This window comes from Simplicispira lacusdiani (genome assembly GCF_003604195.1).
Classification (GTDB): Bacteria; Pseudomonadota; Gammaproteobacteria; order Burkholderiales; family Burkholderiaceae_C; genus Simplicispira; species Simplicispira lacusdiani.
Window position 1 is genome coordinate 251717 of sequence record NZ_QXGR01000001.1, and the last position, 24062, is coordinate 275778.

The 24062-nt window shown below is 68.7% G+C and carries 19 protein-coding genes; 13 read left to right on the forward strand and 6 right to left on the reverse strand.

The genetic code is table 11. From position 1 onward, the window contains the following. Positions 1-112: 112 nt before the first annotated feature. Positions 113-2353, reverse strand: a complete 2241-nt coding sequence (locus D8S75_RS01155) for a heavy metal translocating P-type ATPase (protein ID WP_119964093.1) — start codon at positions 2351-2353, stop codon at positions 113-115. Positions 2354-2511: 158 nt separating this feature from the next. Here D8S75_RS01155 and D8S75_RS01160 point away from each other — a divergent pair, with 158 nt between their 5' ends. Both D8S75_RS01160 and cueR read left to right on the forward strand, forming a co-directional pair. Then, on the forward strand, positions 2512-2709 hold the full coding sequence (locus D8S75_RS01160; RefSeq protein ID WP_119964094.1) for a heavy-metal-associated domain-containing protein: 198 nt from the start codon (positions 2512-2514) through the stop codon (positions 2707-2709). Then, the gene (gene cueR / locus D8S75_RS01165) at positions 2706-3137 is read left to right on the forward strand and encodes a Cu(I)-responsive transcriptional regulator (protein WP_119964095.1); all 432 of its coding nucleotides are present in this window, start codon (positions 2706-2708) and stop codon (positions 3135-3137) included. The genes D8S75_RS01160 and cueR overlap by 4 nt, the downstream gene beginning before the upstream one ends. 68 nt (positions 3138-3205) lie before the next feature. Here the strand turns inward: cueR and D8S75_RS01170 are convergent, their stop codons facing one another. After that, the gene (locus tag D8S75_RS01170; protein ID WP_119964096.1) at positions 3206-3928 is read right to left on the reverse strand and encodes a TetR/AcrR family transcriptional regulator; all 723 of its coding nucleotides are present in this window, start codon (positions 3926-3928) and stop codon (positions 3206-3208) included. 125 nt (positions 3929-4053) lie between these two features. On the opposite strand from D8S75_RS01170, the gene D8S75_RS01175 reads away from it, so the two are divergent. From D8S75_RS01175 to D8S75_RS01215, 9 genes are all read left to right on the forward strand, one after another. Continuing rightward, positions 4054-4914: an ABC transporter ATP-binding protein gene (locus D8S75_RS01175; protein ID WP_119964097.1), complete on the forward strand. Its 861-nt coding sequence runs from the start codon at positions 4054-4056 to the stop codon at positions 4912-4914. Continuing rightward, the gene (locus D8S75_RS01180) at positions 4911-5792 is read left to right on the forward strand and encodes a branched-chain amino acid ABC transporter permease (protein ID WP_119964098.1); all 882 of its coding nucleotides are present in this window, start codon (positions 4911-4913) and stop codon (positions 5790-5792) included. Before D8S75_RS01175 ends, D8S75_RS01180 begins: the two co-directional genes overlap by 4 nt. Further along, positions 5792-6829, forward strand: a complete 1038-nt coding sequence (locus D8S75_RS01185) for a branched-chain amino acid ABC transporter permease (protein WP_119964099.1) — start codon at positions 5792-5794, stop codon at positions 6827-6829. The genes D8S75_RS01180 and D8S75_RS01185 overlap by 1 nt, the downstream gene beginning before the upstream one ends. Before the next feature lie 50 nt (positions 6830-6879). Beyond that, positions 6880-8067 (forward strand): ABC transporter substrate-binding protein, encoded by a 1188-nt coding sequence (locus D8S75_RS01190; RefSeq protein ID WP_119964100.1) that lies wholly within the window; start codon positions 6880-6882, stop codon positions 8065-8067. Between the two features lie 13 nt (positions 8068-8080). Further along, entirely contained in the window at positions 8081-8902 is an 822-nt protein-coding gene (locus D8S75_RS01195; RefSeq protein WP_119964101.1) for an ABC transporter ATP-binding protein, read from the forward strand. Positions 8903-9073: 171 nt separating this feature from the next. Continuing rightward, positions 9074-10894, forward strand: coding sequence for an AMP-dependent synthetase/ligase (locus D8S75_RS01200; RefSeq protein ID WP_119964102.1), 1821 nt, complete (start codon positions 9074-9076; stop codon positions 10892-10894). Between the two features lie 68 nt (positions 10895-10962). Continuing rightward, a complete protein-coding gene (locus tag D8S75_RS01205) occupies positions 10963-11751 on the forward strand; it encodes an enoyl-CoA hydratase/isomerase family protein (RefSeq protein WP_119964103.1) in 789 nt (262 codons plus the stop codon). Between the two features lie 34 nt (positions 11752-11785). Further along, on the forward strand, positions 11786-12973 hold the full coding sequence (locus tag D8S75_RS01210; protein WP_119964104.1) for an acetyl-CoA C-acyltransferase family protein: 1188 nt from the start codon (positions 11786-11788) through the stop codon (positions 12971-12973). 61 nt (positions 12974-13034) lie between these two features. Then, positions 13035-14207 carry an acyl-CoA dehydrogenase family protein gene (locus tag D8S75_RS01215; protein ID WP_119964105.1) on the forward strand — a complete coding sequence of 391 codons (1173 nt, stop codon included), beginning with the start codon at positions 13035-13037 and terminating at the stop codon, positions 14205-14207. A 124-nt stretch (positions 14208-14331) separates the two neighbouring features. Here the strand turns inward: D8S75_RS01215 and D8S75_RS01220 are convergent, their stop codons facing one another. Together D8S75_RS01220 and D8S75_RS01225 are read right to left on the reverse strand one after the other, a co-directional pair. Continuing rightward, positions 14332-14592, reverse strand: coding sequence for a DUF3297 family protein (locus D8S75_RS01220; RefSeq protein WP_119964106.1), 261 nt, complete (start codon positions 14590-14592; stop codon positions 14332-14334). A 26-nt stretch (positions 14593-14618) separates the two neighbouring features. Beyond that, positions 14619-15617: a recombination-associated protein RdgC gene (locus D8S75_RS01225; RefSeq protein ID WP_119964375.1), complete on the reverse strand. Its 999-nt coding sequence runs from the start codon at positions 15615-15617 to the stop codon at positions 14619-14621. Positions 15618-15917: 300 nt separating this feature from the next. On the opposite strand from D8S75_RS01225, the gene D8S75_RS01230 reads away from it, so the two are divergent. After that, positions 15918-16460 (forward strand): Spy/CpxP family protein refolding chaperone, encoded by a 543-nt coding sequence (locus tag D8S75_RS01230; protein WP_119964107.1) that lies wholly within the window; start codon positions 15918-15920, stop codon positions 16458-16460. A gap of 109 nt (positions 16461-16569) precedes the next feature. After that, the gene (locus D8S75_RS01235) at positions 16570-17151 is read left to right on the forward strand and encodes an acyloxyacyl hydrolase (protein ID WP_119964108.1); all 582 of its coding nucleotides are present in this window, start codon (positions 16570-16572) and stop codon (positions 17149-17151) included. Between the two features lie 751 nt (positions 17152-17902). Here the strand turns inward: D8S75_RS01235 and D8S75_RS01240 are convergent. Together D8S75_RS01240 and D8S75_RS01245 are read right to left on the reverse strand one after the other, a co-directional pair. After that, positions 17903-22750: an EAL domain-containing protein gene (locus tag D8S75_RS01240; RefSeq protein WP_119964109.1), complete on the reverse strand. Its 4848-nt coding sequence runs from the start codon at positions 22748-22750 to the stop codon at positions 17903-17905. Positions 22751-22928: 178 nt separating this feature from the next. Continuing rightward, positions 22929-24035, reverse strand: a complete 1107-nt coding sequence (locus tag D8S75_RS01245; protein WP_119964110.1) for a 3-deoxy-7-phosphoheptulonate synthase — start codon at positions 24033-24035, stop codon at positions 22929-22931. Between the last annotated feature and the right edge of the window lie 27 nt (positions 24036-24062).

The window sequence follows — 24062 nt, forward strand, 5'->3', positions numbered from 1 at the left end:
CTTCCTCTCTTGATCTGGCGAAAACAGTAGCGCTGCCCCGCATGCCCCGGCACGCAGATGCAACCAGACGTTGCAGTTTGCCAGACCCGCGTGACCGTGGCCTACGTAGTTGTCACATGCGCCAGCGCTTGAGCAGCAGCGCGTTGGTCATCACGCTCACCGAACTCAGCGCCATGGCCGCCCCCGCCACCACCGGGTTCAGGTAGCCCAGCGCCGCCAGCGGAATGCCGGCCACGTTGTAGGCAAAGGCCCAGAACAGGTTCTGCCGGATCTTGGCCACGGTGCGGTGCGAGATGTCGAGCGCCGCCGCCACCAGCTTCGGGTCGCCGCGCATCAGCGTAATGCCGGCCGCGTGCATGGCCACGTCGGTGCCGTTGCCCATGGCCATGCCCACGTCGGCCGCGGCCAGCGCCGGGGCATCGTTCACGCCGTCGCCCACCATGGCGACCGTGCGGTGCACGCCGCCCTCGCCCTGCTGCAATGCCACCACCTGCGCCGCCTTGTCGCCGGGCAGCACCTCGGCGCGCACATCCTGGGCATCCAACCCCAGGCGCTGCGCCATGGCCAGGGCCGCGCCTCGGTTGTCGCCCGAGATCATCACGGTGCGGATGCCGCGCGCCTTCAGTGCCGCCAAGGCCTCGCGGGCGCCGGGCTTGGGCTCGTCGCCAAAGGCCATCAGCGCCTGCAGCGCCAGCCCCTGGCCCGTGCGCTGCACCAGGGCCGACACCGTGGCGCCCTCGTCCTGCAGGGCGCGCGCGCGCTCGGCCAGCGGCCCCAGCGCCACGCCCAGCTCCTCCATCCAGCGCAGGCTGCCCAGCAGGTAGCTGCGGCCCTGCACCTCGCCGTCGCTGCCCCGGCCCGGCACGGCGCGCACGCCGTCGGGCGCGGGCGGCTCCAGGCTCCGGTCGCGCGCGGCCTGCACCACGGCGCGCGCCAGCGGGTGCTCGCTGCCGCTTTGCAGGCTGGCGGCGTCGCGCAGCACCGCTTCCTCGTCCAGACCCGGCGCCACCACCAGCGCCGCCAGGCGGGGCTGGCCCACGGTCAGCGTGCCGGTCTTGTCGAAGGCCACGGTATCGACCTTGTGCGCTAGCTCCAGCGCCTGTGCGTCCTTGATGAGGATGCCGTGTTTCGCCGCCACCCCCGTGCCCGCCATGATGGCCGCCGGCGTGGCCAGCCCCAGCGCGCAGGGGCAGGCGATGACGAGCACCGCCACGGCGCGGATCAGCGCCGTCTCCGTGCCCACGCCCGCCCACAGCCAGCCCAGCAGCGTGAGCAAGGCGATCACCAGCACCACGGGCACGAACACGCTGGAGACCTGGTCCACCAGGCGCTGGATCGGCGCCTTGGCGGCCTGCGCGTCCTCCACCAGGCGGATGATGCGCGAGAGCACTGTCTCGGCACCCACGGCGTGCACTTCCAATACGATGCGGCCCTCGCCGTTGATCGAGCCGCCCGTCACCTGCGCGCCCGGCTCCTTGGCCACCGGCAGCGGCTCGCCGGTGAGCATGGATTCGTCCACCTGCGTCTGCCCCTCCAGCAGCACGCCATCGACCGGCATGCGCTCGCCCGGGCGCACCACCAGGCGGTCGCCCACCATCACCTCGGCGATGGGCACGTCCACCTCGCCGCCCTTGCCCACCAGGTGCGCCACGTCCGGCCGCAGCCCGTGCAGCGCGCGGATGGCCGCCGTGGTCTGGCGCTTGGCGCGGGCTTCGAGCCACTTGCCCAGCAGCACCAGCGTGACCACCACGGCCGAGGCCTCGAAATACAGGTGCGGCGTGTGCCCCGGGTGCGCCGTGAGCCACAGCCACACCGACAGCCCCCAGCCCGCGCTGGTGCCAATCGCCACCAGCAGGTCCATGTTGCCGCTCAGCGCCTTGGCCGCATGCCAGCCCGCCTTGTAGAAGCGCGCGCCCAGAATGAACTGCACCGGCGTGGCCAGCAGGAACTGCAGCCAGGCCGGCAGCATCCAGTGCGCGCCGAACAGGTCGCCCAGCATGGGCAGCACCAGAGGTGCCGACAACAGCAGGCCGATGGCCACCGGCGCAAAGCCCGCCCAGGGCGCGCCTTCCTGCTCGCGCGCCTCGCTGGCAGCGGGCGTGAGCGGCTCGTAGCCCGCGTTGCGCACGGCGCGGCGCAGGAGCGCATCCATGGCGGTGTCCCCGCCCTCGGCCGGGGCAAACTGGATACGCGCCGATTCCGTGGCCAGATTCACGGTGGCGTCCTGCACGCCGGGCACCTTGCGCAGCGCGCGCTCGACGCGGCCCACGCAACTCGCACAGGTCATACCGCCGATGGACAGGTCCAGCGCGTGCGGCTCGGAAGAGGTGGGGGTGGGGGCGGATGTGTTCATGGGCTCTACCGTAATCCTTGACATCATGGCAAGGTCAAGCGCGGATTGGCATCCACCATAACCGCAGCAAGGCCATGGGGCAGCGCAGGGTTGACCTTTCCACGGTGTTAAGGTTCATCATCGCACCCGTCAATCACTTTTCCTTTCGGAGCACCCTCATGCAATACCAGTTCGAAGTCCAGGGCATGACCTGCGGCCACTGCGAGCGCGCCGTCACCAGCGCCATCCAGCAACTCGACCCCCAGGCCCAGGTGCGCATCGACCGCGCGCAGAACCGTGTCGACGTGGACAGCAGCCAGCCGCGCGAGGCCCTGGCCGCCGCCATCGCCGAGGAAGGCTACCAGGTCGCTCCATGACGGCCGCCCCCGGCGCCCCCGTGCCCATCGGCGAGGCCGCACGCCGCGCCGGCGTCTCGGCGCGCATGGTGCGCCACTACGAATCGCTGGGCCTGCTGCCGCAGGTGGGCCGTACCGACAGCGGCTACCGCCAGTACACCGAGGCCGACGTGCACGCGCTGCGCTTCATCGGCCGCGCGCGCGGCCTGGGCTTCTCGATGGAAGAAATCCGCGAGCTGATGGGCCTGTGGCAAAACCAGGCCCGTGCCAGCAGCCAGGTCAAGCGCATCGCCCAGGCCCACATCGACGATTTGGCCGAACGCATCGCCGCCATGCAGGCCATGCAGCGGACGCTGCAATCGCTGGTGCAGTGCTGCCATGGCGACCAGCGACCCGAGTGCCCCATCCTCGACGACCTGGCGAGTACGCCAATAGCTACAAAAAAGTGAGCTATTGGCGCTTATTAACTGGGTGTTTCAGAATGAAATACATCTGAAAACCCTCACCAGAAAGCGTCTCAAGCTACTGTTTTTGAAGCAATCTTGCGCGGCGCCCGGCTTGCCTTTGGCGCGGGAATGTCCACCCGCCGCAGCACCCCATCGCACAGCGTGGCGATGCACTGCCGGGCCACCTGCTCGGGCGTGTACTCGCCGCCCGGCTGGTACCAGCGGCCGATCCAGCTCAGCGCGCCCGCGATGGCGAAGGCTGTCATCTTCGGGTCGCAGGGCGCGAGCGAGCCCTCCTGCACGCCCTGGGCCACCAGGCGCCGGAAGGCGTGGTCGATCTCGGACTTCATGCGGCGCAGCTCGGTGCGGCTGGGCTCGGGCACTTCTTCGTCGCCCACGCGGATCAGGCACATGCCAAAGGGCTGCATGACGATGTCGGCATACGCCTGCATGCAGGCGCGCAGCTGGTCCACGGCTTTGCCTCCGGCCTGGCGCGAAGCCTCGATGCCTTCGAGCGTCATTTCCAGCCCCTGGCGCACGCACTGCAGCAGGATCTCGTCCTTGTTCTTCACGTAGTAGTACAGCGTGGGCTTGCTCACGTTCAGGCGCGCGGCGATGTCGTCGAGCGAGGTGGCGTGGAAGCCCCGTTCGTTGAACAGCTCCGCCGCCGCCTGCAGCACGGCCCGGCGCTTGGCCTCGCGCTGCTGTTCGCGGTCGGGCGCGCTCGCCCAGGGCGACGCGGCCGCCAGCGGGGTCTTGGTCTTGCTTGCTCTAGCGGCTGTTGTTTTGGTCATAAGGGTATTACACCGGGAAAACACCAATGCCAGGATAGGGAGTGGCGTCCAGAATCTACTCGCGAGTAAGCAGTCTACGGAAAAGTAGATATTTTTTTGGTTCGCACAAACCCGCATACAAGCCGATGGCGACACAAACCCCTGGCGGCCCCCCGGCCGCCGCCCCCCTGCTGCAGATCGACGGCGTGACGCTTGCCTTCGGCGGCGTGAAGGCCCTGTCCGGCGTGGGCTTTGGCGTGCAGCCAGGTTCCATCACCGCCGTGATCGGGCCCAACGGCGCGGGCAAGACCTCGCTGTTCAACACCATCTCGGGCTTCTACCGGCCCACGGGCGGCAGCATCTATTTCAAAGGCCAGGACATCACGCGCATCCCCGCGCCCCGGCGCGCCCGCATGGGCCTGGGGCGCAGCTTCCAGAACATCGCGCTGTTCCGGGGCATGACGGTGCTCGACAACATCAAGCTCGGCCGCCACGCGCACCTCAAGACCAACGTGTTCGACGCGCTGTTCTACCTGGGCCGCGCGCGCCGCGAGGAGGCCGAACTGCGCCGCGACATCGAGGAGCGCATCATCGACTTCCTCGAAATCGACCACATCCGCCACGCGCCCGTCTCGGCCCTGTCCTACGGCCTGCAAAAGCGCGTGGAAATGGCACGCGCGCTGGCCATGCAGCCGGAGATCCTGATGCTCGACGAACCCGTCGCCGGCATGAACCGCGAGGAGACCGAGGACATGGCGCGCTTCATCCTCGACGTGCGCGCCGAATGGGGCGTGACGGTGCTGATGGTGGAGCACGACATGGGCATGGTGATGGACCTGTCCGACCACGTGGTGGTGCTCAACTTCGGCCAGGTCATCGCGCAGGGCACGCCCGCCGTGGTGCAGGCCGACCCGGAGGTCAACCGCGCCTACCTCGGCTCGGGCGACGTGGGCGACCTGCGCCGCAAGCTGCAGGCGGGTGCCACCACCGCGCAAGGAGCCGCATGATGGATTGGGCCTATCTGTTTGAAATCAGCCTCACCGGCATCGCCAGTGGCGGCCTCTATGCCCTGGCGGCGCTGGCCTTCGTCATGGTCTACAAGGCCACGCGCGTGGTCAACATCGCCATTGGCGAGCTGCTCATGGTGGGCGCCTACCTGTTCTTCACCTTCGCCTCCATGATGGCGCTGCCGCTGTGGCTGGCCATTCCGGCCGCCGTGCTCGGCACCGGCCTGCTGGGCGCGGTGATCGAGCGCACCATGATCCGCCCGCTGTTGGGCGAGCCACCCATCTCGGTGTTCATGGTCACGGTGGGCCTGGCCTCGGTGCTGGTGGGCCTGGTGGAAATGATCTGGAGCGCCGACCAGCGCCGCCTGCCCGAGTTCATGCCCACGCAGCCCATCATGGTGGGCGATGCCTTCCTCGCGCCCAAGGTGTTCTGGGGCGCGGTGATCGCGGTGCTGTTCATCGCCGCCGTGCTGCTGGTGTTCCGCTTCTGGCGCGGCGGCGTGGCGCTGCGCGCCACCGCCAGCGACCAGGCCGCCGCCTATTCCGTGGGCATCAACGTGCCGCGCGTGTTCTCGCTGGCCTGGGTGGCGTCCGCCATGCTCGCGGCCATCTCCGGGATCATCGTCGGCTCCATCGGCGGCATCTCGTCCAGCATGGGGGTGTTCGGTCTGTCCGTGCTGGTGGTGGTGATCGTCGGCGGGCTCGACAGCGTGCTGGGCGCGCTCATTGGCGGCCTGTGCATCGGTCTGGTCGAAGCCCTGGCGGGCGCCTACCTGGGCGGCGAATACAAGCTGCTCGCCACCTTCATCGTGCTGGTCGGCATCCTCATGCTGCGCCCCTACGGCCTGTTCGGCACGCACGAAATCGAAAGACTCTGATGCGCATCGGAACCCTCAAGGAAACCTACGTCGCCGACGCGGCGCTGTTCGACTCGCGCACGCAGAAGGTCTGGCTGGCCGTGGCCGCCGCCCTGCTGGTGCTGTTCCCCTTTGTCGCCAGCGACTACTGGCTCTACCTGGCCTGCCTGGTGAGCATCAACGTGGCCAGCGCCACGGGGCTCAACATCCTCACCGGCTACACCGGGCTGGTGAGCCTGGGCCAGGCAGCCTTCATGGGCCTGGGCGCCTACACCGTGGCCATTCTGCAGGCCAAGGCGGGCACGCCCTTCCTGCTCAACATCCTGGCGGGCGGCTTCGTCGCCATGCTCGGCGGCATCGTGGTGGGCATTCCCTCGCTGCGCGTCAAGGGGCTGTACCTGGCCATCGCCACCATCGCGGCCTCGTTCATCGCGCACTTCCTGTTCGCCAACCTGCAGTTCACGGGCGGCACGGGTGGCCTGAGCGTGCCGCCGGCCAGCCTGTTCGGCGTGCTGCTCGACACCTCGTTCCGCCTCTACTGGCTCATCGTGCCCGTCACGGTGCTGATGCTGCTGGGCGCGGCCAACCTGTTCCGCACGCGCATCGGCCGCGCCTTCATCGCCATCCGCGACCGCGACATCTCGGCCGAGGTGCTGGGCATTCCGCTGCTGCGCTACAAGCTGCTGTCGTTCGGCCTGTCCTCGTTCTACGCCGGCGTGGCCGGCGGTCTGTGGGCCTACTTCTTCCGCGTGGTCACGCCCGAGAGCTTTCCGCTCTTGATGTCCATCTTCTTCCTCGCGGCCATCATCGTCGGCGGCATGGGCAGCATCCTGGGCGGCATCCTCGGCGCGGTGTTCATGACCATGGTGCCCGAGCTGCTCAAGCTCGTGTTCGACCTGCTGCCCAACAGCACGCAGTACACGGTGTTCCTCTCGCCCGTGCGCACCATCATCTTCGGCCTCTTGATCATCGGTTTCCTGGTGTTCGAGCCGCACGGCCTGGCCGAAGTGTGGCGGCGCATCCGCCGCTTCTTCCACCTGTGGCCCTTCCGCAATTGAGCCACGCCATCGTTTTCATGCCATCACACAACCAACCGAAGGAGACACGCATGGACCAGCAACGCATTTCCACCCGGCGCCGCCACCTGATGCTGGGCGCCGCCGCCGCGGGCGCCGCCGCGCTCACGCACCCGCTGTCGGTGCTCGCCCAGGGCGCCGAGGAGATCGTCATCGGCGGCTCCATCCCCATGACGGGCGTGTTCGCCTTCGCGGGCGTGGGCATCAACGCCGGCATCCAGGACTACGTGAAGATCGTCAACGACGCGGGCGGCATCAAGGGCCGCAAGGTCAAGTACGTGCCCGAGGACACCGGCTACAAGGTCGATGTGTCCGTCGCCGCGTTCAAGAAGATCACCAGCCAGAACAAGGTCAACGTCTACTACGGCGACTCCACGGGCTTCGCCAAGACCATCAACCCCGAGCTGGACCGCAACGGCAACATCCTGATGGCCGGCGCCTCGTTCGCCACCGAGCTGAACGACCCCAAGAAGTACCCCCACCAGTTCATGGTGGGCCCCGACTACACCGAGATGTTCGGCATCCTGCTCAAGCACATCGCCAAGGAAAAGCCCGGTGCCAAGGTGGCTTTCGTCTATTCCGACTCCGAGTTCGGCCGCGACCCCATCGACGAGAGCGAGGCCGAGGCCAAGAAGCTGGGCCTGAACGTGGTCGTGAAGATCATGACGCCCCCGGGCAGCGTGGACGTCTCGGGCGAGGTCATCAAGCTGCGCCGCGCCGCGCCCGACTACACCATCTTCCACGGCTACATCCTCGCGCCCATCCCCGAGTTCATCACCCAGGGCAAGCAGCAGGGCATGCAGTCGAAGTGGATGGGCACCTTCTGGACCATGGACAGCTCCACCGTCATGAAGATGGGCGAGGTCGGCGAGGGCTTCATGGGCGTGATGCCCTACCGCTACTACTACGACACCGAGAAGGCGCCCATGCTGGAAAAAATCCGCGCCATGCGCCCGGAATACCAGAGCACGGCCTACATCCAGGGCTGCCTGGCCGCGATGCTGTTCCTCGAATCGGCCAAGCGCTGCCTCGATGCCAACAAGCCGCTGACGGGCGCCAACCTCAAGGCCGCGCTCAACAGCATCAAGGACTTCGACACGGGCGGCCTGATCGGCGTGCCGATCACCATCCGGGGCAATTCCATCCCCGTGGGCCGTGTCTACAAGGCCGACATGAAGGCGCAAAAAATGGTCGCTGCCTCCGACTGGATCAAGCTCTGACACTGCATTTGCCATGACCCAGAACGCCACGGACAACGTCCTCGAAGTCAACAACATCGAGGTCATTTACAACAAGGTCGTGCAGGCCCTGCGCGGCCTGTCGCTGGCCGTGCCGCGCGGCCAGATCGTGGCGCTGCTGGGCAGCAACGGCGCGGGCAAGTCCACCACGCTCAAGGCGGTATCTAGCCTGCTCGCGCTGGAGGACGGCGAGCTGGAAAGCGGCAGCATCCTCTTCAACGGCCAGAGCACCGCCGCGCTGGCGCCGCAGCAACTGGTGCGCAGCGGACTCTCGCATGTGATGGAAGGGCGCCGGGTGTTCGAGGACCTGACGGTCGAGGAAAACCTGGTCGCCGCCACCTACGCCCTCACGGGCCGCGATGGCGCGGCCAAGCCCGACTTCGACCTCGTCTATACCTACTTCCCACGCCTGCACGAGCGCCGCAAGGGCCTGGCGGGCTACCTGTCGGGCGGCGAGCAGCAGATGCTGGCTATAGGCCGCGCGCTCATCGCCCAGCCCCAGCTCATCCTGCTCGACGAGCCCTCGCTGGGCCTGTCGCCGAAGCTCACCGAAGACATCTTCACCATCATCGCGCGCATCAACGCCGAGCGCGGCACCAGCATGCTGCTGGTGGAGCAGAACGCCACCGTGGCCCTGGCCGTGGCGCACAGCGGCTACATCATGGAGAACGGCAAGATCGTCATTGACGGCTCGGCCGAGCGACTGGCCAACGACCCCGACGTGCGCGAGTTCTACCTCGGCATGGGCGGCGGCGGCGAAGCGAAAAGCTTCAAAGAGATCAAGCATTACAAGCGTCGCAAGCGCTGGTTGTCATGAGAGCGAACAACCCCCTGTGGCGCTTCGCGCCTTCCCCCTTCTCTCGCCTCGCTGCGCGATGCGGGAAGGGGGACGCCGCCCGTGCGGCGGGGCGGCCCTTGCACGGCGGCCCTGGCTTTTTCCGCGCCAGTTTGACGGCTGCGGGTGCGCGATGCGCAATGGATCACTGACATGTTGAACCTCCCCGAACTCACCCTGCCCCAGATGCTGCGCGAGCGCGCGCGCCAGGATGCCGCGCGCGTCGCCATCCGGCAAAAGGACTTCGGCATCTGGAAGCCCTTCACCTGGGCGCAGTATTTCGAGCGTGCCTGCCACTTCGGCCTGGGCCTGCGCGCCCTGGGGCTGCCCGAAGGCGGCCATGTCGGCGTGATCTCCGAGAACCGCATCGAATGGGTGCTGGCCCAGATGGGGGCGGGCCTGGTGGGCGCCGTCACGGTGGGCGTGTACCCCACAAGCCCCTCGCCCGAGGTGGCCTACGTGGTGGGCCATGCCGACATCGAGGTCATCGTCTGCGAAGACCAGGAGCAAACCGACAAGGTGCTCGAAGCCCTGGACGATCTGCCGCGCCTGAAAAAGATCGTGGTCATGGAAACCAAGGGCCTGCGCAGCTTCGCGCCCGAGGTGCGCGACCTCATCATCCCCTTCGGCGAGGTGGAGCGGCTGGGCGCGCAAAGCGGCAGGCTTTCGGACGTCGAAGCCGCGCTGGAGCGCCAGACGCTCGACGACATCGGGCTCATGATCTACACCTCGGGCTCCACCGGCAAGCCCAAGGGCGCGATGATTTCCTACCGCAACATTCGGGGCGTGGTGCCGGGCATCGTGGACCGGCTCCAGCTCTCGCGCGAGACCACCCACCTGTCCTACCTGCCGCTGTGCCACGTGGCCGAGCAAATGCTCACCACCTTCGTGCCGGTGTACGTGGGCTCGCAGGTCAACTTCGGCGAATCCATCCGCACCGTGCAAGAGGATTTGCGCGAGGTGGCGCCCACCATGTTCCTGGGCGTGCCGCGCATCTGGGAGAAGATGCACGCCGCCATCAGCATCAAGCTGCAGGAAACCGGCGGCCTGCGCCGCGCGCTGTTCCGCAAGGCCTACGCCGCCTGCCAGCCGCTGGCAGAGAAGCCGCGCGCGCGCTGGAGCATCGGCGAGATGTTCACCTACACCGCCAGCTACTGGCTGGTGTTCCGCGCGCTGCAGAACTTCATCGGCCTGCGCGAGGCCCAGGTGGCGCTCACCGGCGCCGCGCCCATTCCGCCCGACGTGGTGCGCTTCTTCCGCGTGCTCGGCGTGCCGCTGGTCGAGGTCTATGGCCTGACCGAATCCACCGGCATGGTCACGGGCCACAAGCTGGACGATGTGGTGGTGGGCACCGTGGGCGTGCCCACGAGCGGCGTGGAGTGGCGCATCGCCAAGGGTGGCGACGACGACCTGGGCGGCGAGTTCCAGATCAAGGGCGACATGGTCTTCGCGGGCTACTACAAGAACCCCGAGGCCACGGCGCAAAGCATCGTGGACGGCTGGCTGCACACGGGCGACGTGGTGCGCCTGGTGGACGGCCAGATCAAGATCGTGGACCGCCTCAAGGACATCATGATCACGGCCGGCGGCAAGAACCTCACGCCGTCCGAGATCGAGAACACGATGAAGGCCAGCCCCTACATCAAGGAGTGCATCATCGTCGCCGAGGGGCGCAAGTTCGTCGGCGCGCTGGTCATGCTCGATTACGAGACGGTGGGCAAGTGGGCCGAGGCCCAGCGCATCCCGTTCACGCACTTCCGCTCGCTCGTCGAAACCCCCGAGGTGCGCCAGCTCATCGATGCCGAGATCGCCACCGGCAACGCCAAGCTGGCGCAGGTGGCGCAGATCCGCAAGTTCCACCTGCTCACCAAGGAACTGGACCACGACGACGGCGAGGTCACCGCCACCATGAAGGTGCGGCGCTCCAGCATCTACAAGACCTACGCGGCCGAGATCGAGGCGCTGTACCGCTGAATTTCAAGATTTTTCGGGCTCCAGCGCTTGTCCATTCAGCGCGAGCAGCTCTTATTTCAGGAGCAAAAATGACGGTCTCCACGGAACCTCCCCTGCGGCTGGAGCGCTCGGGCGCCATCGCCACGCTCAGCTTCAACCGCCCCGGCGCGCTCAACGCCATCGACGTGCCCATGGCCACCGCCCTGCTGTCCGCCGTGCGTGCCATCGCCGAGGACGCCAGCGTGCGCTGCGTGGTGCTGCGTGGCGCGGGCAAGGGCTTCATGGCCGGCGGCGACCTGGCCACCCTGCGCGCCGACCCCGTGCAGGGCGCGTGCGACCTGCTGGCACCGCTCAATGAGGCCGTGGCGCTGCTGGCGCAGATCAATGCCCCCGTCATCGCCCAGGTGCACGGCGTGGCCGCGGGCGCCGGCCTCTCGCTCATGCTGCAGGCGGACTTCGTGCTCGCCGCCGAGGGCACGCGCTTCAACCTCGCCTACATCAACCTGGGCACGAGCTGCGACGTGGGCGCCTCCTGGGCGCTTCCGCGCCTCGTGGGCCTGCGCCGCGCGCTGGAGATTGCCATGCTGGGCGACACCTACACCGCCCAGGAGGCCGAACGCCTGGGCCTGGTCAACCGCGTGCTGCCCGCCGCCGACCTCGACGCCGCCGTGCAGGAACTGGCCCAGCGCCTGGCCCACGGCCCCACCCAGGCCTACGGCCACATGCGGCGCCTGATGCGCGCCGGCTTCGACCACGACCTGCCCGCCCAACTGGCCGCCGAGGGCGATGCCTTCGTGGCCTGCGCGCGCACCGCCGATCTGCCCGAGGGCATCGAGGCCTTCCATGCCAAGCGCCCGGCCGCCTTCCAGGGCCGCTGAATCCTTTTTCCTTGTTTCTTTTCGGAGCCTTCCCATGACCCACCGTGACGTCTTCGTCGTCAGCACCGCCCGCACCGCCATCGGCACCTTCGGCGGCAGCCTGAAGGACGTGCCCAACACCCAGCTCGCCACCACCGCCGTCAAGGCCGCCATCGCGCGCGCCGGCATCGCGCCCGACGCCGTGGGCCACGTGGTCATGGGCAACGTGATTCCCACCGACACCAAGGACGCCTACCTCTCCCGCGTGGCCGCCATCGACGCCGGCTGCCCCATCGAGACGCCCGCGTTCAACGTCAACCGCCTGTGCGGATCGGGCCTGCAGGCCATCATCAGCGCGGCGCAGGCCATTGGCTACGGCGACTGCGACGTGGCCGTGGGCGGCGGCTCCGAGAGCATGAGCCGGGGCCCCTACTTCGACCAGGGCGCGCGCTGGGGCGCCCGCATGGGCGACTCCAAGAGCATCGACTACATGCTCGGCATCCTGCACGACCCCTGGCAGAAGATGCATATGGGCATCACCGCCGAGAACGTGGCCGAGCGCTACAAGATTTCGCGCGCCATGCAGGACGAACTGGCCCTGGCCAGCCAGCAGCGCGCCGCCGCCGCCATCGCCGCCGGCTACTTCAAGGAACAGATCGTCCCGGTCGAAATCGCCACGCGCAAGGGCACGGTGCTGTTCCAGGAGGACGAACATGTGCGTGCCGCCACCACGCTCGACGTGCTGGCCGGCATGAAGCCCGCGTTCAAGAAGGAAGGCGGCACCGTCACAGCCGGCAACGCCTCAGGCATCAATGACGGCGCCAGCGCCGTGGTGCTGGTGGCGGGCGATCGACTGCAAGCCCTGAACGTGAAGCCCCTGGCGCGCCTGGTGGGCTACGCCCACGCCGGCGTGGACCCGGCTTACATGGGCATCGGCCCCGTTCCCGCCACGCAGAAGGTGCTGCAACGCACGGGCCTTACGGTGCAGGACATGGACGTGATCGAGGCCAACGAGGCCTTCGCCGCCCAGGCCTGCGCCGTGGTGCAGGAGCTGGGCCTGGACCCCGCCAAGGTCAACCCCAACGGTTCGGGCATTTCGCTCGGCCACCCGGTGGGCGCCACCGGCGCCATCATCACCACCAAGGCCATCGCCGAACTGCACCGCACGGGCGGACGCTATGCGCTGGTCACGATGTGCATCGGCGGCGGCCAAGGCATTGCCGCTATTTTCGAACGGGTTTGAGTCTTTTCGGCTTCTGACGCTTATCTGTTAAGCGTCAGAAGCTCCTATTTTCATAGCAACCATGCTCCCCAACACCCTCCTCACGGCCGAGCAGAAGGCCGAACTGCAGCTCTTCACCGAATCGCTGGAGCGCTTTTGCGACACCGAGATCGAGCCGCATTACCGCGACTGGGAAAAGGCCGGCCTCGTCAGCCGGGAACTGTTCCGCAAGATGGGCGAGAACGGCTACCTCTGCGCCGACGTGCCAGAACAGTACGGCGGCCCGGGCGCCAGCGTGCACTTCTCGTTCGCCGTGGTGGAGGTGCTCTCGCGCCGGGGCTACGGCGGCTTCGTCGGCGGGCTGCAGGTGCACAACGACATCGTCCCGCCCTACCTGCTGCACTGCGGCACCGAGGCACAGCGCGAATACTGGCTGCCGCGCATGGTCAGCGGCGAGGCCGTGGCGGCCATCGGCATGACGGAGCCCGGCGCGGGCAGCGACCTCAAGGCGATCCGCACCACCGCGAAAAAGGATGGTGACGGCTACGTCATCAACGGCAGCAAGATTTTCATCAGCAACGGCCAGCACTGCGACCTGCTGGTGCTTGCCGCCAAGACCGATCCGGCGGCGGGCGCCAAGGGCGTGAGTCTGTTCCTGGTCGATACCAAAACGCCCGGCTTCACGCGCGGCCAGAACCTCGACAAGATCGGCCAGCACGCGGGCGATACCTCCGAGCTGTTCTTCAACGACCTGCGCGTGCCGGCCGACGCCTTGCTGGGCGGCGTGGAAGGCCAAGGCTTTGTGCAGATGATGCGCGAGCTGCCGCGCGAGCGCCTCATCATCGGCGTGCAGGCGGTACACGGCGCCAAGGGCGCGCTCGACGCCACGGTGAAGTACGTGCAGGAACGCCAGGCCTTCGGGCAGGCCATCGGCCAGTTCCAGAACACGCGCTTCACGCTGGCGCAGTGCGCCAGCGACATCGCCGCCGCCGAGGCCTTTTTAAACAGCAGCATCGCCGCCTACGAGCGCGGCGAACTCACGCCCGAGGCCGTGAGCGCGCTGAAGCTCCACACCACCGAGGTCTTCGGCCGCGTGGCCGACGCCTGCCTGCAGCTCTTCGGCGGCTATGGCTACATGGCTGAGTACCCGATCTCGCGCTTCTGGACCGACGCGCGCGTGCTGCGCATCTACGGCGGCACGTCGGAGATCATGAAGGAGCTGGTGGCCCGCTCGCTGTTAGGTCGCACCCCCTGAGTCGCCTGCGGCGCCTTCCCCCTCCAGGGGGACGCCTCCAGTGCGGCGGGGCGGCCCTTGCACGGAGGCTGCTGGCCCGGGCAGCGCCCGGTTCAAAGCGCCAGGGCGACGCACAGCACGGGCGTTACTTGTAGAACACCTCGACCGCGCCCTTGAGCGTGATCATCAGCGGCTTGCCCTTGCGGTCCACCGTCTTGGGCGAGGGCACTTTCACCCAGCCTTCGCTGAGGCAGTACTCCTCCACGTCGCTGCGCTCCTTGCCGTTGAAGCGGATGCCGATGTCGTGCGCGAACACGGCGCGCACATGGTGGGGGCTGCGCGGGTCCACCGAGAGGCGGTCGGGCAGGGCGGGGCGGTCGCTGGCGGAAGCGGTGGTGTCGGTCACGGAAAAGTCCTGTCGAAAAATGGGGTTCAGAAGGGGGCGGATTCGGGGTCGATGTCCACGGGCGCCGTCGCCGGTCCGGTCACGGTGTGCCCCGCGCCGGAGGCCGCCACCGCAGCGGCCGCGCTGGCGATGCCGCTCTCGGCCTCGCCGCCCAGCGCCTCGATGAGGTCGGGGATGAGCTTGCTGAGTTCGCCCGTGGCGATCGCCACGTCGGTGTCGAAGCCGCCGTCGTCGGCGGCCTTGTCCTCGAACACCGTGTCGAGGAAGGACACCTTCTTGAGCTGCAGGCCCTCGGTCAGCATGAAGGACACGCGGTCATCCCAGGTCAGCGCCAGCTTGGTGGGCAGCTTGCCTGCGGCGATGTGCGCCTGCACCTCCTCGATGTCGAGCGGGTGGCGGGCATAGCGCACCACGGCCTTTTCCTCGTCGGCGGCCTTGAGCTCGCATTCGCGGTCCACGGTGAAGCCCACGGGCGGGTCCTGCTCCTTGAGCCAGTGCGACATCGCCGCCTGCGGCGAGGTCTGCGTGTTCAGCAGCGCCACGGCGAAGCCGGGCGGCAGCAGTTCCACCAAGCTGCTCACCACCTCGTCGGCGCGGCCCTGGCTGGAGGTGTCGAGCACCAGGGTGCGCGCCTCTGGGTCGATCCAGATCCACATCGATCCCAGCTTGGTGAAGGCCATGGGCAGCAGGTCGAGCTTGGCTTCGTCCTTGAGCTCGCGGGTTTCCTTCTTGCCGGGCTTGCGGCCGGTTTCCTGCTCGATGCGTTCGGCCTTTTCCTTCACCCGGCGCGCCAGCACCGAGCCGGGCAGCACCTTGGACTCGACCATGAAGCGCAGCACCCACTGCCCGCCCACGGATTCGGCCAGCGGGCCGTGCTGCTCGCCGCGTGGCGGCACGAAGCCCCAGGAGCGCTCCTGCGTGGCGCCGCACTCCATGAATGGCGCCTTGGCCAAGGCCTCTTCCACCTGCTCCAGACCGATCTGCCACTGCGGCGCGATGCGGTACACGATCATGTTCTTGAACACGGACACCCTTTTGTTTCTGACGGATGGGACGCTGGCTGCAGCAGCCTGCCGGGCCGCCATTGTCGGCGCTGGCGCGGCCAGACCGGCCGCCTTCCGAATAATGCTATTAATTTTATAGCTACCGGCGCAATGCGATAGAGCTTAAAACCGCTATTTTCTTTGGAAACCCGGAGGTCTCGCAGGACAGAACTTTACACAGCCTCAACCAATGTGCACGGCGGCGATACACGGGCGGCGCACACTGGAATCCAGCCGCTCGCACGGTCGTGCCGGCGGATCCATTCCTGAAAGGACTACTCCATGGCCACCTCCCTGACCCGCCGCTTCGCCACCACCGCCCTGCTGGCCGCCCTGGCCCTGCCGGCCCTGGCGCAAAACGCCCCCCAGCCCGCCGCTGGCGAGAACAGCGCCCCCACCGCCCAGCAGCGCCAGCCGCGTGATCCAGCCCGCATGCGCGAGCAGATGCAGCAGCGCATGGAAAAACGCCACGCGCGCCACCTGGCCGACCTCAAGGCCAGCCTGCAGCTCACCCCCGCGCAGGAAGGCGCCTGGGCCGACTTCACCAAGGCGATGCAACCTCCGAGCCGCCCCACCCCCATGGACCGCCAGGCCCTGGCCCAGCTCAGCACGCCCGAGCGCATCGACCGCATGCGCACGCTGCGCGCCGAGCGCGCCGCCGAGGCCGACCGCCATGGTGAAGCCACCAAGGCCTTCTACGCCACGCTCACGCCCGCGCAGCAAAAGACCTTCGACCAGCAGACGCTGCGCCAGCACCGCCATGGCGGCCCGCGCGACGGCAAGGGCGGCGGCCACCACCACCACGGCATGCGCGGCATGCAGTAAGGACCGGCGCGCGCCGGCATGGCGCCGGCGCCACACCCGGCCCCATGCCGGGACGATGGTCGGTACACTCAAAACAGTGGCGCCCCCGCGCCGATGCGAGGTACCTTCCATGTTCCCTGCCCACCCCCTGCGCCGCCGCGTCCCCCTGGCCACGGCCTGCGTCCTGGCCCTCGCGGCCAGCGCCCCGGCCCATGCCCAGGCCGACCTCCGCATGGACGGCCCCAGCGTGTACCTGCAGGGCGGCGTCGCCCGGGACGACACCCAGGCGCTGACCATCGGCGCCACCCTGCCCTGGCGCAACGGCTGGCAGAAGGAATGGTGGGGCGGCGTGGTGCAGGGCCACTGGGATTTCTACCTGAGCCAGTGGCAGGCCGACGGCGCCACCGGCCGCGTGCACAGCACGGTGCTGGGCGTGAGCCCCACGCTGCGGCTGCGCCACGGCGGCGGGCACGGCGCCTGGTTCACCGAAGCGGGACTGGGCATCAACTACGCCAGCCCGCGCTACGAGACGCTGCACAAGGCCTTCAGCACGCGCTTCAACTTCGCAACGCACCTGGCCGTGGGCTTCAACCACGGCGCGCAGCGCCAGCATGAGTGGCAGCTGCGCATCCAGCACACCTCCAACGGCGGCTTCAAAAAGCCCAACCCCGGCCAGAACTTCGTGCAGCTGCGCTACGCGCTGCATTTCTGACCCTGTCCATCCCCTCTCCCAGCCTCCCGCCGCGCGGGTGGGCGCCGTGCGCCCGGCCGATCTGTGGACAACCCTGGTGACAGAACTGGCATAAAAGACAACTTATCCACAGAAAATGGCAAGCCCTCCGGGTTGTTCATGCCGGCGCGCGCCGGAAACAGCCCTCCGCCCACACCCTTTTGGGCGATGCAAACCCTTGGCGGCATTGGGAAAAACGCCCTTGTCCACAGAAACCGGGCGACTCTACTACTACTGCTATTTAAATATAGAAGTCAAAAAGAACAACCAGAAGCCCCGTCCAGGGCGCGGCAAAAGCCGTGGCATGCCGACGGATTCCTTTCTTTTCCGGGCGCCGCCGGGTGGAGCCCCGGCATGCCCGGCCGGTTTTTGGGGGCTGACCAAGCCAGGGGCCTGGCGTGGGGCTCGCCACCGCCGCAATGGCCGTGTTGGCCCGCGCCTGCCTGGACAAACATGGGGACAAATCCGGCATAACCCGTGACTTATCCACAGCGCTGGGCCTTTCTGGGGATTTGTCCCCGTTCCGGGAACGGCGGGAAAGGGGCGGCGCCCACAGCCCCTTCCCGATCGCAAGTGCGCGCCACGGCAAGGGAAAAGCAGCTTGTCCACAGAAAGTGGCGCGGCTTACTACTACTACTATGTATTCATAGAAAAGAAAGTAAGAGAAAGACAGCCGTTCTTTCCCGTGCCCGGGGCGCGCGCCGGGCGTGGACCGCCACGGGGCCGTTCCGTGTCAGTGGACCGGCAAGCGCAGCAGGGGCTCGATGGCGTCCAGGGGCAAGGGAGGGCTGAACAGGTAGCCCTGGAAGGCCGTGCAGCCCGCCTGCAGCAGCATGGCGTGCTGCTCGTCGGTTTCCACGCCCTCGGCGATCACGTCCAGCCCCAGGCTCAGGCTCAGGGCGATGATCGTGTCCACGATGGCCGCGTCGTTCGGGTCGGTGAGCAGGTCGCGCACGAAGCCCTGGTCGATCTTGATCTGGTGCAGCGGCATGCGCTTGAGGTAGCTCAGGCTGGAGTAGCCGGTGCCGAAGTCGTCGAGCGAGAAGTTCACGCCCAGCCTGCGCAGGGCCGTCATGGTGGAGATGGCCACGTCCATGTCCTCCACCAGCAGGCTTTCGGTCAGTTCCAGCTTGAGCTGGTGCGCTGGCGCCTCGTTGATGGCCAGGGTGTGGGCCACGTCGTCGATGAAGCCGGGATCGCGGAACTGGCGCGAACTCACGTTCACGGCCATGGTCAGGCGGCCCAGCACGGGGTCGTCTCGCCACCTGGCCAGGGTCTTGCAGGCCATGTGTAGCACCCAGCGGCCCAGCGTCAGGATGAGCCCGGTCTCCTCGGCCAGCGGGATGAACTGCGCGGGCGGGACCAGGCCGCGCTCCGGGTGGTTCCAGCGCAGCAGCGCCTCCACGCCCACGTACTGGCGCGATGCGTCGACCTGGGGCTGGAAGTGCAGCAGGAACTGGCCCTGGGCCAGCGCGGCGCGCAGGTCCGATTCGAGCGCCGCGCGCGCGCTCACCACGGCCTGCATGTGCGGGTCGAAGAAACGCAGCGTGTTGCGTCCGGCCGTCTTGGCCTGGTACATGGCCAGGTCGGCCTGCTTGAGCAGGTCGAGCACGCTGGTCTGGTCGCCCAGGAAGGGCGCGATGCCGATGCTGGGCGTGCTGCGGTAGTGGTAGCCGGCCAGCTCGTAGGGCGCCGACAGCGCCGAGAGCACCTTGTCGCCCACGGCACGGGCCTCCAGGGCCAGGGCATCGGGGTCCGGGTGCAGCCCTTCGAGCATGACCACGAACTCGTCGCCGCCCAACCGCGCCACCGTGTCCACGGCGCGCACGCAGGCGTTGAGGCGCTGGGCCACCTGCTGCAACAGCAGATCGCCCTTGTCGTGGCCCAGGGTGTCGTTGAGCGTCTTGAAGTTGTCCAGGTCGATGAACAGCAGCGCCCCGCCCTGCTGCTGGCGCTGCGCGGTGCCCAGGGCCTGCTGCATGCGGTCGAGCAGCAGCATGCGGTTGGGCAGCCCGGTGAGGGTGTCGTAGAACGCCAGGCGCTGGATCTCGCGGTCGGTGGCCTTGCGCTGGCGCACGTCGGTGTTGATCTCCAGGATGGAGTCGGGCTTGCCGTCGTCGCCACGCACCAGGGTCCAGCGTCCTTCCATGTCGATGTCCTGGCCGCTCCGGTGGTGCTGCACGATCTCGCCCGCCCATTCGCCCTGGGCCAGCACGGCCGCCGTGGCGCGCAGGAAGGCGGCGCTGTCCGGATAGAGCAGCGTGTCGATGGGCTGGCCCAGCGCCTGCTCGCGGGGCCAGCCATAGACCTGCTCGGCGCTGCGGTTCCAGTAGGTCACGCGGTTCTGCAGGTCGCGCACCACGATGGCGTCCTGCGCCTTGTCCAGCAGCGAGGCCTGGCGGCGGATGCGCGTGTCGGTCACCTGGCGCTCTATTTCCGCCGAGGCGCGCGTGGCGAAGATCTGCAGCGTGGTGGAGACGAACTCGGCATTGGCCAGCGGCTGGCGGAACAGCACGAAGATCAGCCCGGTCGGCGTGCCCGTGCTGTCACACAGCTGCTGCCCCGCATAGCCCTGGGCCTGCAGCCGGTTCACGATGGGCGATTCGGGGTAGCGCAGCGCCAGGCCGTGCGTGACCACGTACTGGCGCTGGGCCAGCAGCTGTTCGCTGGGCGTGTGCTCCAGGTCGTATTCGATGTTGGGGAGCAGTTCGCCGTTGGCCACCAGGGCCAGCGAGACCACGCGCGGTCCGTGGCCCGGCTGCTGCGGCAACAGGCGGGCCACGGCGCCCACCTGGGCGCCCAGCGCCTCGGACATGTTGCGCGCCAGTTGTTCGAAGAACTCGGTGCCCGTGGCGGCCGAGACCGCCGCCGCCATCTTCAGCACCGACGCCTGCAACTGCTGCTGCTCCTTGCGCGCGCGCAGGCTCATGATGCCGAAGGCCAGGTCGTTGGCCAGTTCCTGCAGCAGCGCGCTCTCCTCGGGGCCGATGTGCAGCACCTCGGGGGCGTAGAGGTAGAGCAGGCCGAAGGTCTGGCGCGCGGTGCGCAGCGGCAGGCTGATCACGCCGTGGAAGCCATGGCCCCGCATGCGCTCGGACAGGCCGCTGAACGCGGGGTCGCCATGCAGGTCGCGCACGATGGTGGGCCGGCCCGTGCGCACCGTGATGCCGGCCGGCCCCTGGCCGCGTGGATCGGTTTCCGACCAGGACACTTGCAGGCCCGCGAGGTAGTCGCCGTGGTCGCCGGCGTGGGCCACGATCTCGATGGTCTTGTCCGCGTCGTCGCGGGTGAAACCGACCCAGCCCAGGCGGTAGCCGCCGATTTCCACGACGGTGCGGCAGATGGACTGCAGCAGCGCCGTCTCGGAGGTGGCGCGCACCAGGGTTTCGTTGCAGTTGCTGAGCATCTGCTGGGCACGCGCCATGCGCGCCAGCTCGCGCTGCGTGCGCAGCCGCTCGGTCACGTCGGTGGCCATGACCTGGCGTGCCCGCTGGCCGTTGAACATGATGCCGCGCGAGGACATCTCCATGTCCATCACCGTGCCGTCTTTGCGCCGGTGGCGGCCCATCACGTTGTCGCGCCGGGCCTCGTGCGCGATGGCGGCGACCTCGTCGTGCAGGTGCGCGCGCTGGTGGGGCAGCCACAGGTCGTGCACGCTCATGCGCAGCAGCTCCTCGGCGCCGTAGCCGTAGAGCGCCTGCATGGCCTGGTTGACGGCCAGGAAGCGCAGGCTCTCGTCCTGCGCATAGACCCACATGGGCTGGGGATGGGCGTCGAACAGCAGCTTGTACTGCTGCTCCGAGGCCTGCAGCCGGTCGGCCACCTGGCGCAGCTGCACCATGGCGCCCAGCGATTCGGCCAGGATCTGCAGGTGCGCGAGGCTGCGCTGGCCGAACGCGCCCGTGTGGTCCGAGGTGAGCTTGATCGCGCCCACCACGGCACCGTCCACGCGCAGCGGCACGGCCAGCGCCGCGCGCACGCCCTCGCGCTGATAGTTGCGGCCCAGGGGCCAGCCTTCGCCCTGGATGTCGTTGCACAGCACGGTGCGGCCCTCGCGCAGGTCGGCCCACAGCAGGCTGTCGTGCAGCGGCAGGGCGGTGCCGGCGGGGCGCACCATCTGCCCGGCCGAGGCCTGGGAGACCAGCCGGTCGCCGTCGAGCATCTCCACCATGGCGCCCGTGGCGCCGCTGGCGTGCAGGGCCGTCTGCGCCACCAGCGTGAGCACTTCGTCCAGCCGCATGGACAGCGAGGAGATGCGCTGCTGCACCCGCACCAGCTCGGCATGGATGCGCGCCTCCTGCCGTGCCTCCAGGTCGGCCAGCTTGCGCGCGCTGATGTCGCTCATGCCGCCCACCATGCGCAAGGCCTGCCCCTGGGCGTCTCGAATCACGAAACCCCGGTCAAGGATCCAGAGGTAGTGGCCGGCGTCATGCCGCAGGCGGTATTCGGACTGCCAGGTGGTTTCCGCGCCGCGCACCGCGTCCCGCAGCGAGCGGATGACGCGCTGGCGGTCCTCGGGGTGCAGCCATTCGGCGTAGGTGTCGGCATCCGGGATGGTGGCGTCCTGGGGCAGGCCCAGCATGTCGCGGAAGCTGGCGCTCCACCACAGCGCGTTGGTGCGCACGTCCCAGTCCCACACGGTGTCGGTGGTGGCCTGGGCGACGAGGTGGAAGCGCTCGTCGCTGACGCGGCGGGCCATGTCGGCCTCGTGGCGCTCGGTGATGTCCTGGAACGCGCCCTGCACGCGCACGATGCGGCCCTGCGCGTCGCGCACGGCCTGGCCCACCGTGCGCAGCCAGACCGGCGCGCGCCCCGGTACCTGGGCGCGTGCCTCGATGTCGAAAGGCCGGCCCTCGCGCACGCAGGCCGCGAAGGCCCGGCGCACGGCGTCGCGGTAGGGCGGCGCGTACAGCCGCAGCGCCTTGCGCACCGTGGGCGCCTGGCGGGTCAGGCCCAGCGGCGCGGCGATGTCGTCCGACCAGGCCAGCGCCATGCCCGGCAGGTCCACTATCCAGCCGCCCACGCGGGCGATGCGGCCGGCCACGCGCAGTGTCTCGGTCTGGGCCAGCAGCCGGGACTGCATGCGCTCGCGCTCCTGGCGCAGGGACAGCAGCGCCAGGGCCTGCTGCGCCAGGGTGCGCAGGGCCTGCAACTGGTCCGGCCGGGGGGCGCGCGGCTGCGTGTCGAACACGGCGATCGTGCCCAGCGGCAGGCCCTCGGCGGTGACCAGCGGCGCGCTGGCGCAGAAACGGATGCCCGGCGGCCCCAGCACCAGCGGGTTGCCGGCGAAGCGCGGGTCTTGCGTGGCATCGGCCACCACCACGGGATCGCTCCGGCCGTCGAGCCAATGGGAGCAGAAGGCCGCCGGCAGCCCGAATTCCCGCACCGGCAGACCGTGGGCGGCCTTGAACCACTGGCGGCTGCCGTCGATGAAGCCGATCGCCGCCATGGGCGTGCCGAAGATGCACGCGGCCAGCGCCGCGAGCTGGTCGAAGGCTTCTTCAGGGGGGGTGTCGAGGATGGAGCAGGCTTGCAGCGCCTGCAGGCGTGCCGCTTCCGTGAAGGTGTGCCCGGCCGCCATGGTCAGGCCCCGATGGTGGCGCCGCGCCAGGCCAGGTCAGCGTGGGGTATCGGGAGCCGGAGCGAGCGCATGGATCGAAGCGGTCTGGCAGGTCAGCGACCTGCCCAACTATGAAGTTGCTGCCGATCCTACACGCACGGGGCGGCCGCCCGCATCGAGGTTTACCCAAAACCCGGGCTCAGGCGTGGGCGGCCCTGCGCTGGCGCACCGCGGCGGCCAGTCCTTCGAGCACCGGCACCGTCTGCGCCATGCTGATGCAGGCGTCGGTGACCGACACGCCGTGGCGCAGCGGCTGGCCGGGCACGATGTCCTGGCGGCCCTCTTCGAGGTGGCTCTCGATCATGATCCCGGTGATGCGCGCGTCACCCCCGGCGATCTGCTGGGCCACGTCCTGCGCCACCACGATCTGGCGCTGGTGCTGCTTGCTGCTGTTGGCGTGCGAGACATCGACCATCACCTGCGGGCGCAGGCCGCTGGCTTGCAGCAGCGCGCAGGCGGCCTCCACGTCGGCAGCGCCGTAGTTGGGCTGCTTGCCGCCGCGCAGGATGACATGGCAGTCCTGGTTGCCGCGCGTCTCGAAGATCGCGGCCTGGCCCATCTTGGTCATGCCCATGAAGGCGTGCGAGGCCTGGGCCGCCAGGATGGCGTCGGAGGCCACCTTCACGCCGCCGTCGGTGCCGTTCTTGAAGCCCACCGGGCAGGACAGGCCGCTGGCGAGCTGGCGGTGGCTCTGGCTCTCGGTGGTGCGCGCGCCGATGGCGCCCCAGCTCACCAGGTCGGCGATGAACTGCGGCGAGAGCAGGTCGAGGAACTCGGTGCCCACGGGCAGGCCCAGGGCCAGCACGTCGAGCAGCAGCGCGCGCGCCATCTCCAGGCCCTCGTTGATGGCGAAGCTGCCGTCCAGGTGCGGGTCGTTGATGTAGCCCTTCCAGCCCACGGTGGTGCGCGGCTTCTCGAAGTACACGCGCATCACCACCAGCAGGTCGTCCTGCAGCGCGTCGGCCCGGGCCTTGAGCTGGCGCGCGTATTCCATGGCCTGGCTGTGGTCGTGGATGGAGCAGGGGCCCACCACCACGATGAGCCGGTCGTCCTGGCCCTGCAGCACGCGCGAGAGGGCGGCGCGGCTCTGCTCCACCAGCAGCTGGGCGGCGGCCGGGGCGGGCTGCCATTCCTGCAGCAGCGCGGGGGTGATCAGGGGGCGCACGGCCTTGATGCGGGTGTCGTCGATGCGGGTGGTGTCGAGCGTGGACAGCGGGGTGGCGGGGCGGTGGGCATGGATCGTCATGCCCCTGATTGTCGCCTGAGGCGTGCG

Bases quoted from the DNA above. Each gene is read 5' to 3' on its own strand.
- D8S75_RS01215 (WP_119964105.1), top strand. From the start codon at position 13,035: ATGCTCCCCAACACCCTCCTCACGGCCGAGCAGAAGGCCGAACTGCAG.
- D8S75_RS01155 (WP_119964093.1), bottom strand. From the start codon at position 2,353: ATGAACACATCCGCCCCCACCCCCACCTCTTCCGAGCCGCACGCGCTG.
- D8S75_RS01185 (WP_119964099.1), top strand. From the start codon at position 5,792: ATGCGCATCGGAACCCTCAAGGAAACCTACGTCGCCGACGCGGCGCTG.
- D8S75_RS01195 (WP_119964101.1), top strand. From the start codon at position 8,081: ATGACCCAGAACGCCACGGACAACGTCCTCGAAGTCAACAACATCGAG.
- cueR (WP_119964095.1), top strand. From the start codon at position 2,706: ATGACGGCCGCCCCCGGCGCCCCCGTGCCCATCGGCGAGGCCGCACGC.
- D8S75_RS01210 (WP_119964104.1), top strand. From the start codon at position 11,786: ATGACCCACCGTGACGTCTTCGTCGTCAGCACCGCCCGCACCGCCATC.
- D8S75_RS01190 (WP_119964100.1), top strand. From the start codon at position 6,880: ATGGACCAGCAACGCATTTCCACCCGGCGCCGCCACCTGATGCTGGGC.
- D8S75_RS01200 (WP_119964102.1), top strand. From the start codon at position 9,074: ATGTTGAACCTCCCCGAACTCACCCTGCCCCAGATGCTGCGCGAGCGC.
- D8S75_RS01175 (WP_119964097.1), top strand. From the start codon at position 4,054: ATGGCGACACAAACCCCTGGCGGCCCCCCGGCCGCCGCCCCCCTGCTG.
- D8S75_RS01160 (WP_119964094.1), top strand. From the start codon at position 2,512: ATGCAATACCAGTTCGAAGTCCAGGGCATGACCTGCGGCCACTGCGAG.
- D8S75_RS01180 (WP_119964098.1), top strand. From the start codon at position 4,911: ATGATGGATTGGGCCTATCTGTTTGAAATCAGCCTCACCGGCATCGCC.
- D8S75_RS01205 (WP_119964103.1), top strand. From the start codon at position 10,963: ATGACGGTCTCCACGGAACCTCCCCTGCGGCTGGAGCGCTCGGGCGCC.
- D8S75_RS01170 (WP_119964096.1), bottom strand. From the start codon at position 3,928: ATGACCAAAACAACAGCCGCTAGAGCAAGCAAGACCAAGACCCCGCTG.
- D8S75_RS01235 (WP_119964108.1), top strand. From the start codon at position 16,570: ATGTTCCCTGCCCACCCCCTGCGCCGCCGCGTCCCCCTGGCCACGGCC.
- D8S75_RS01245 (WP_119964110.1), bottom strand. From the start codon at position 24,035: ATGACGATCCATGCCCACCGCCCCGCCACCCCGCTGTCCACGCTCGAC.
- D8S75_RS01240 (WP_119964109.1), bottom strand. From the start codon at position 22,750: ATGGCGGCCGGGCACACCTTCACGGAAGCGGCACGCCTGCAGGCGCTG.
- D8S75_RS01230 (WP_119964107.1), top strand. From the start codon at position 15,918: ATGGCCACCTCCCTGACCCGCCGCTTCGCCACCACCGCCCTGCTGGCC.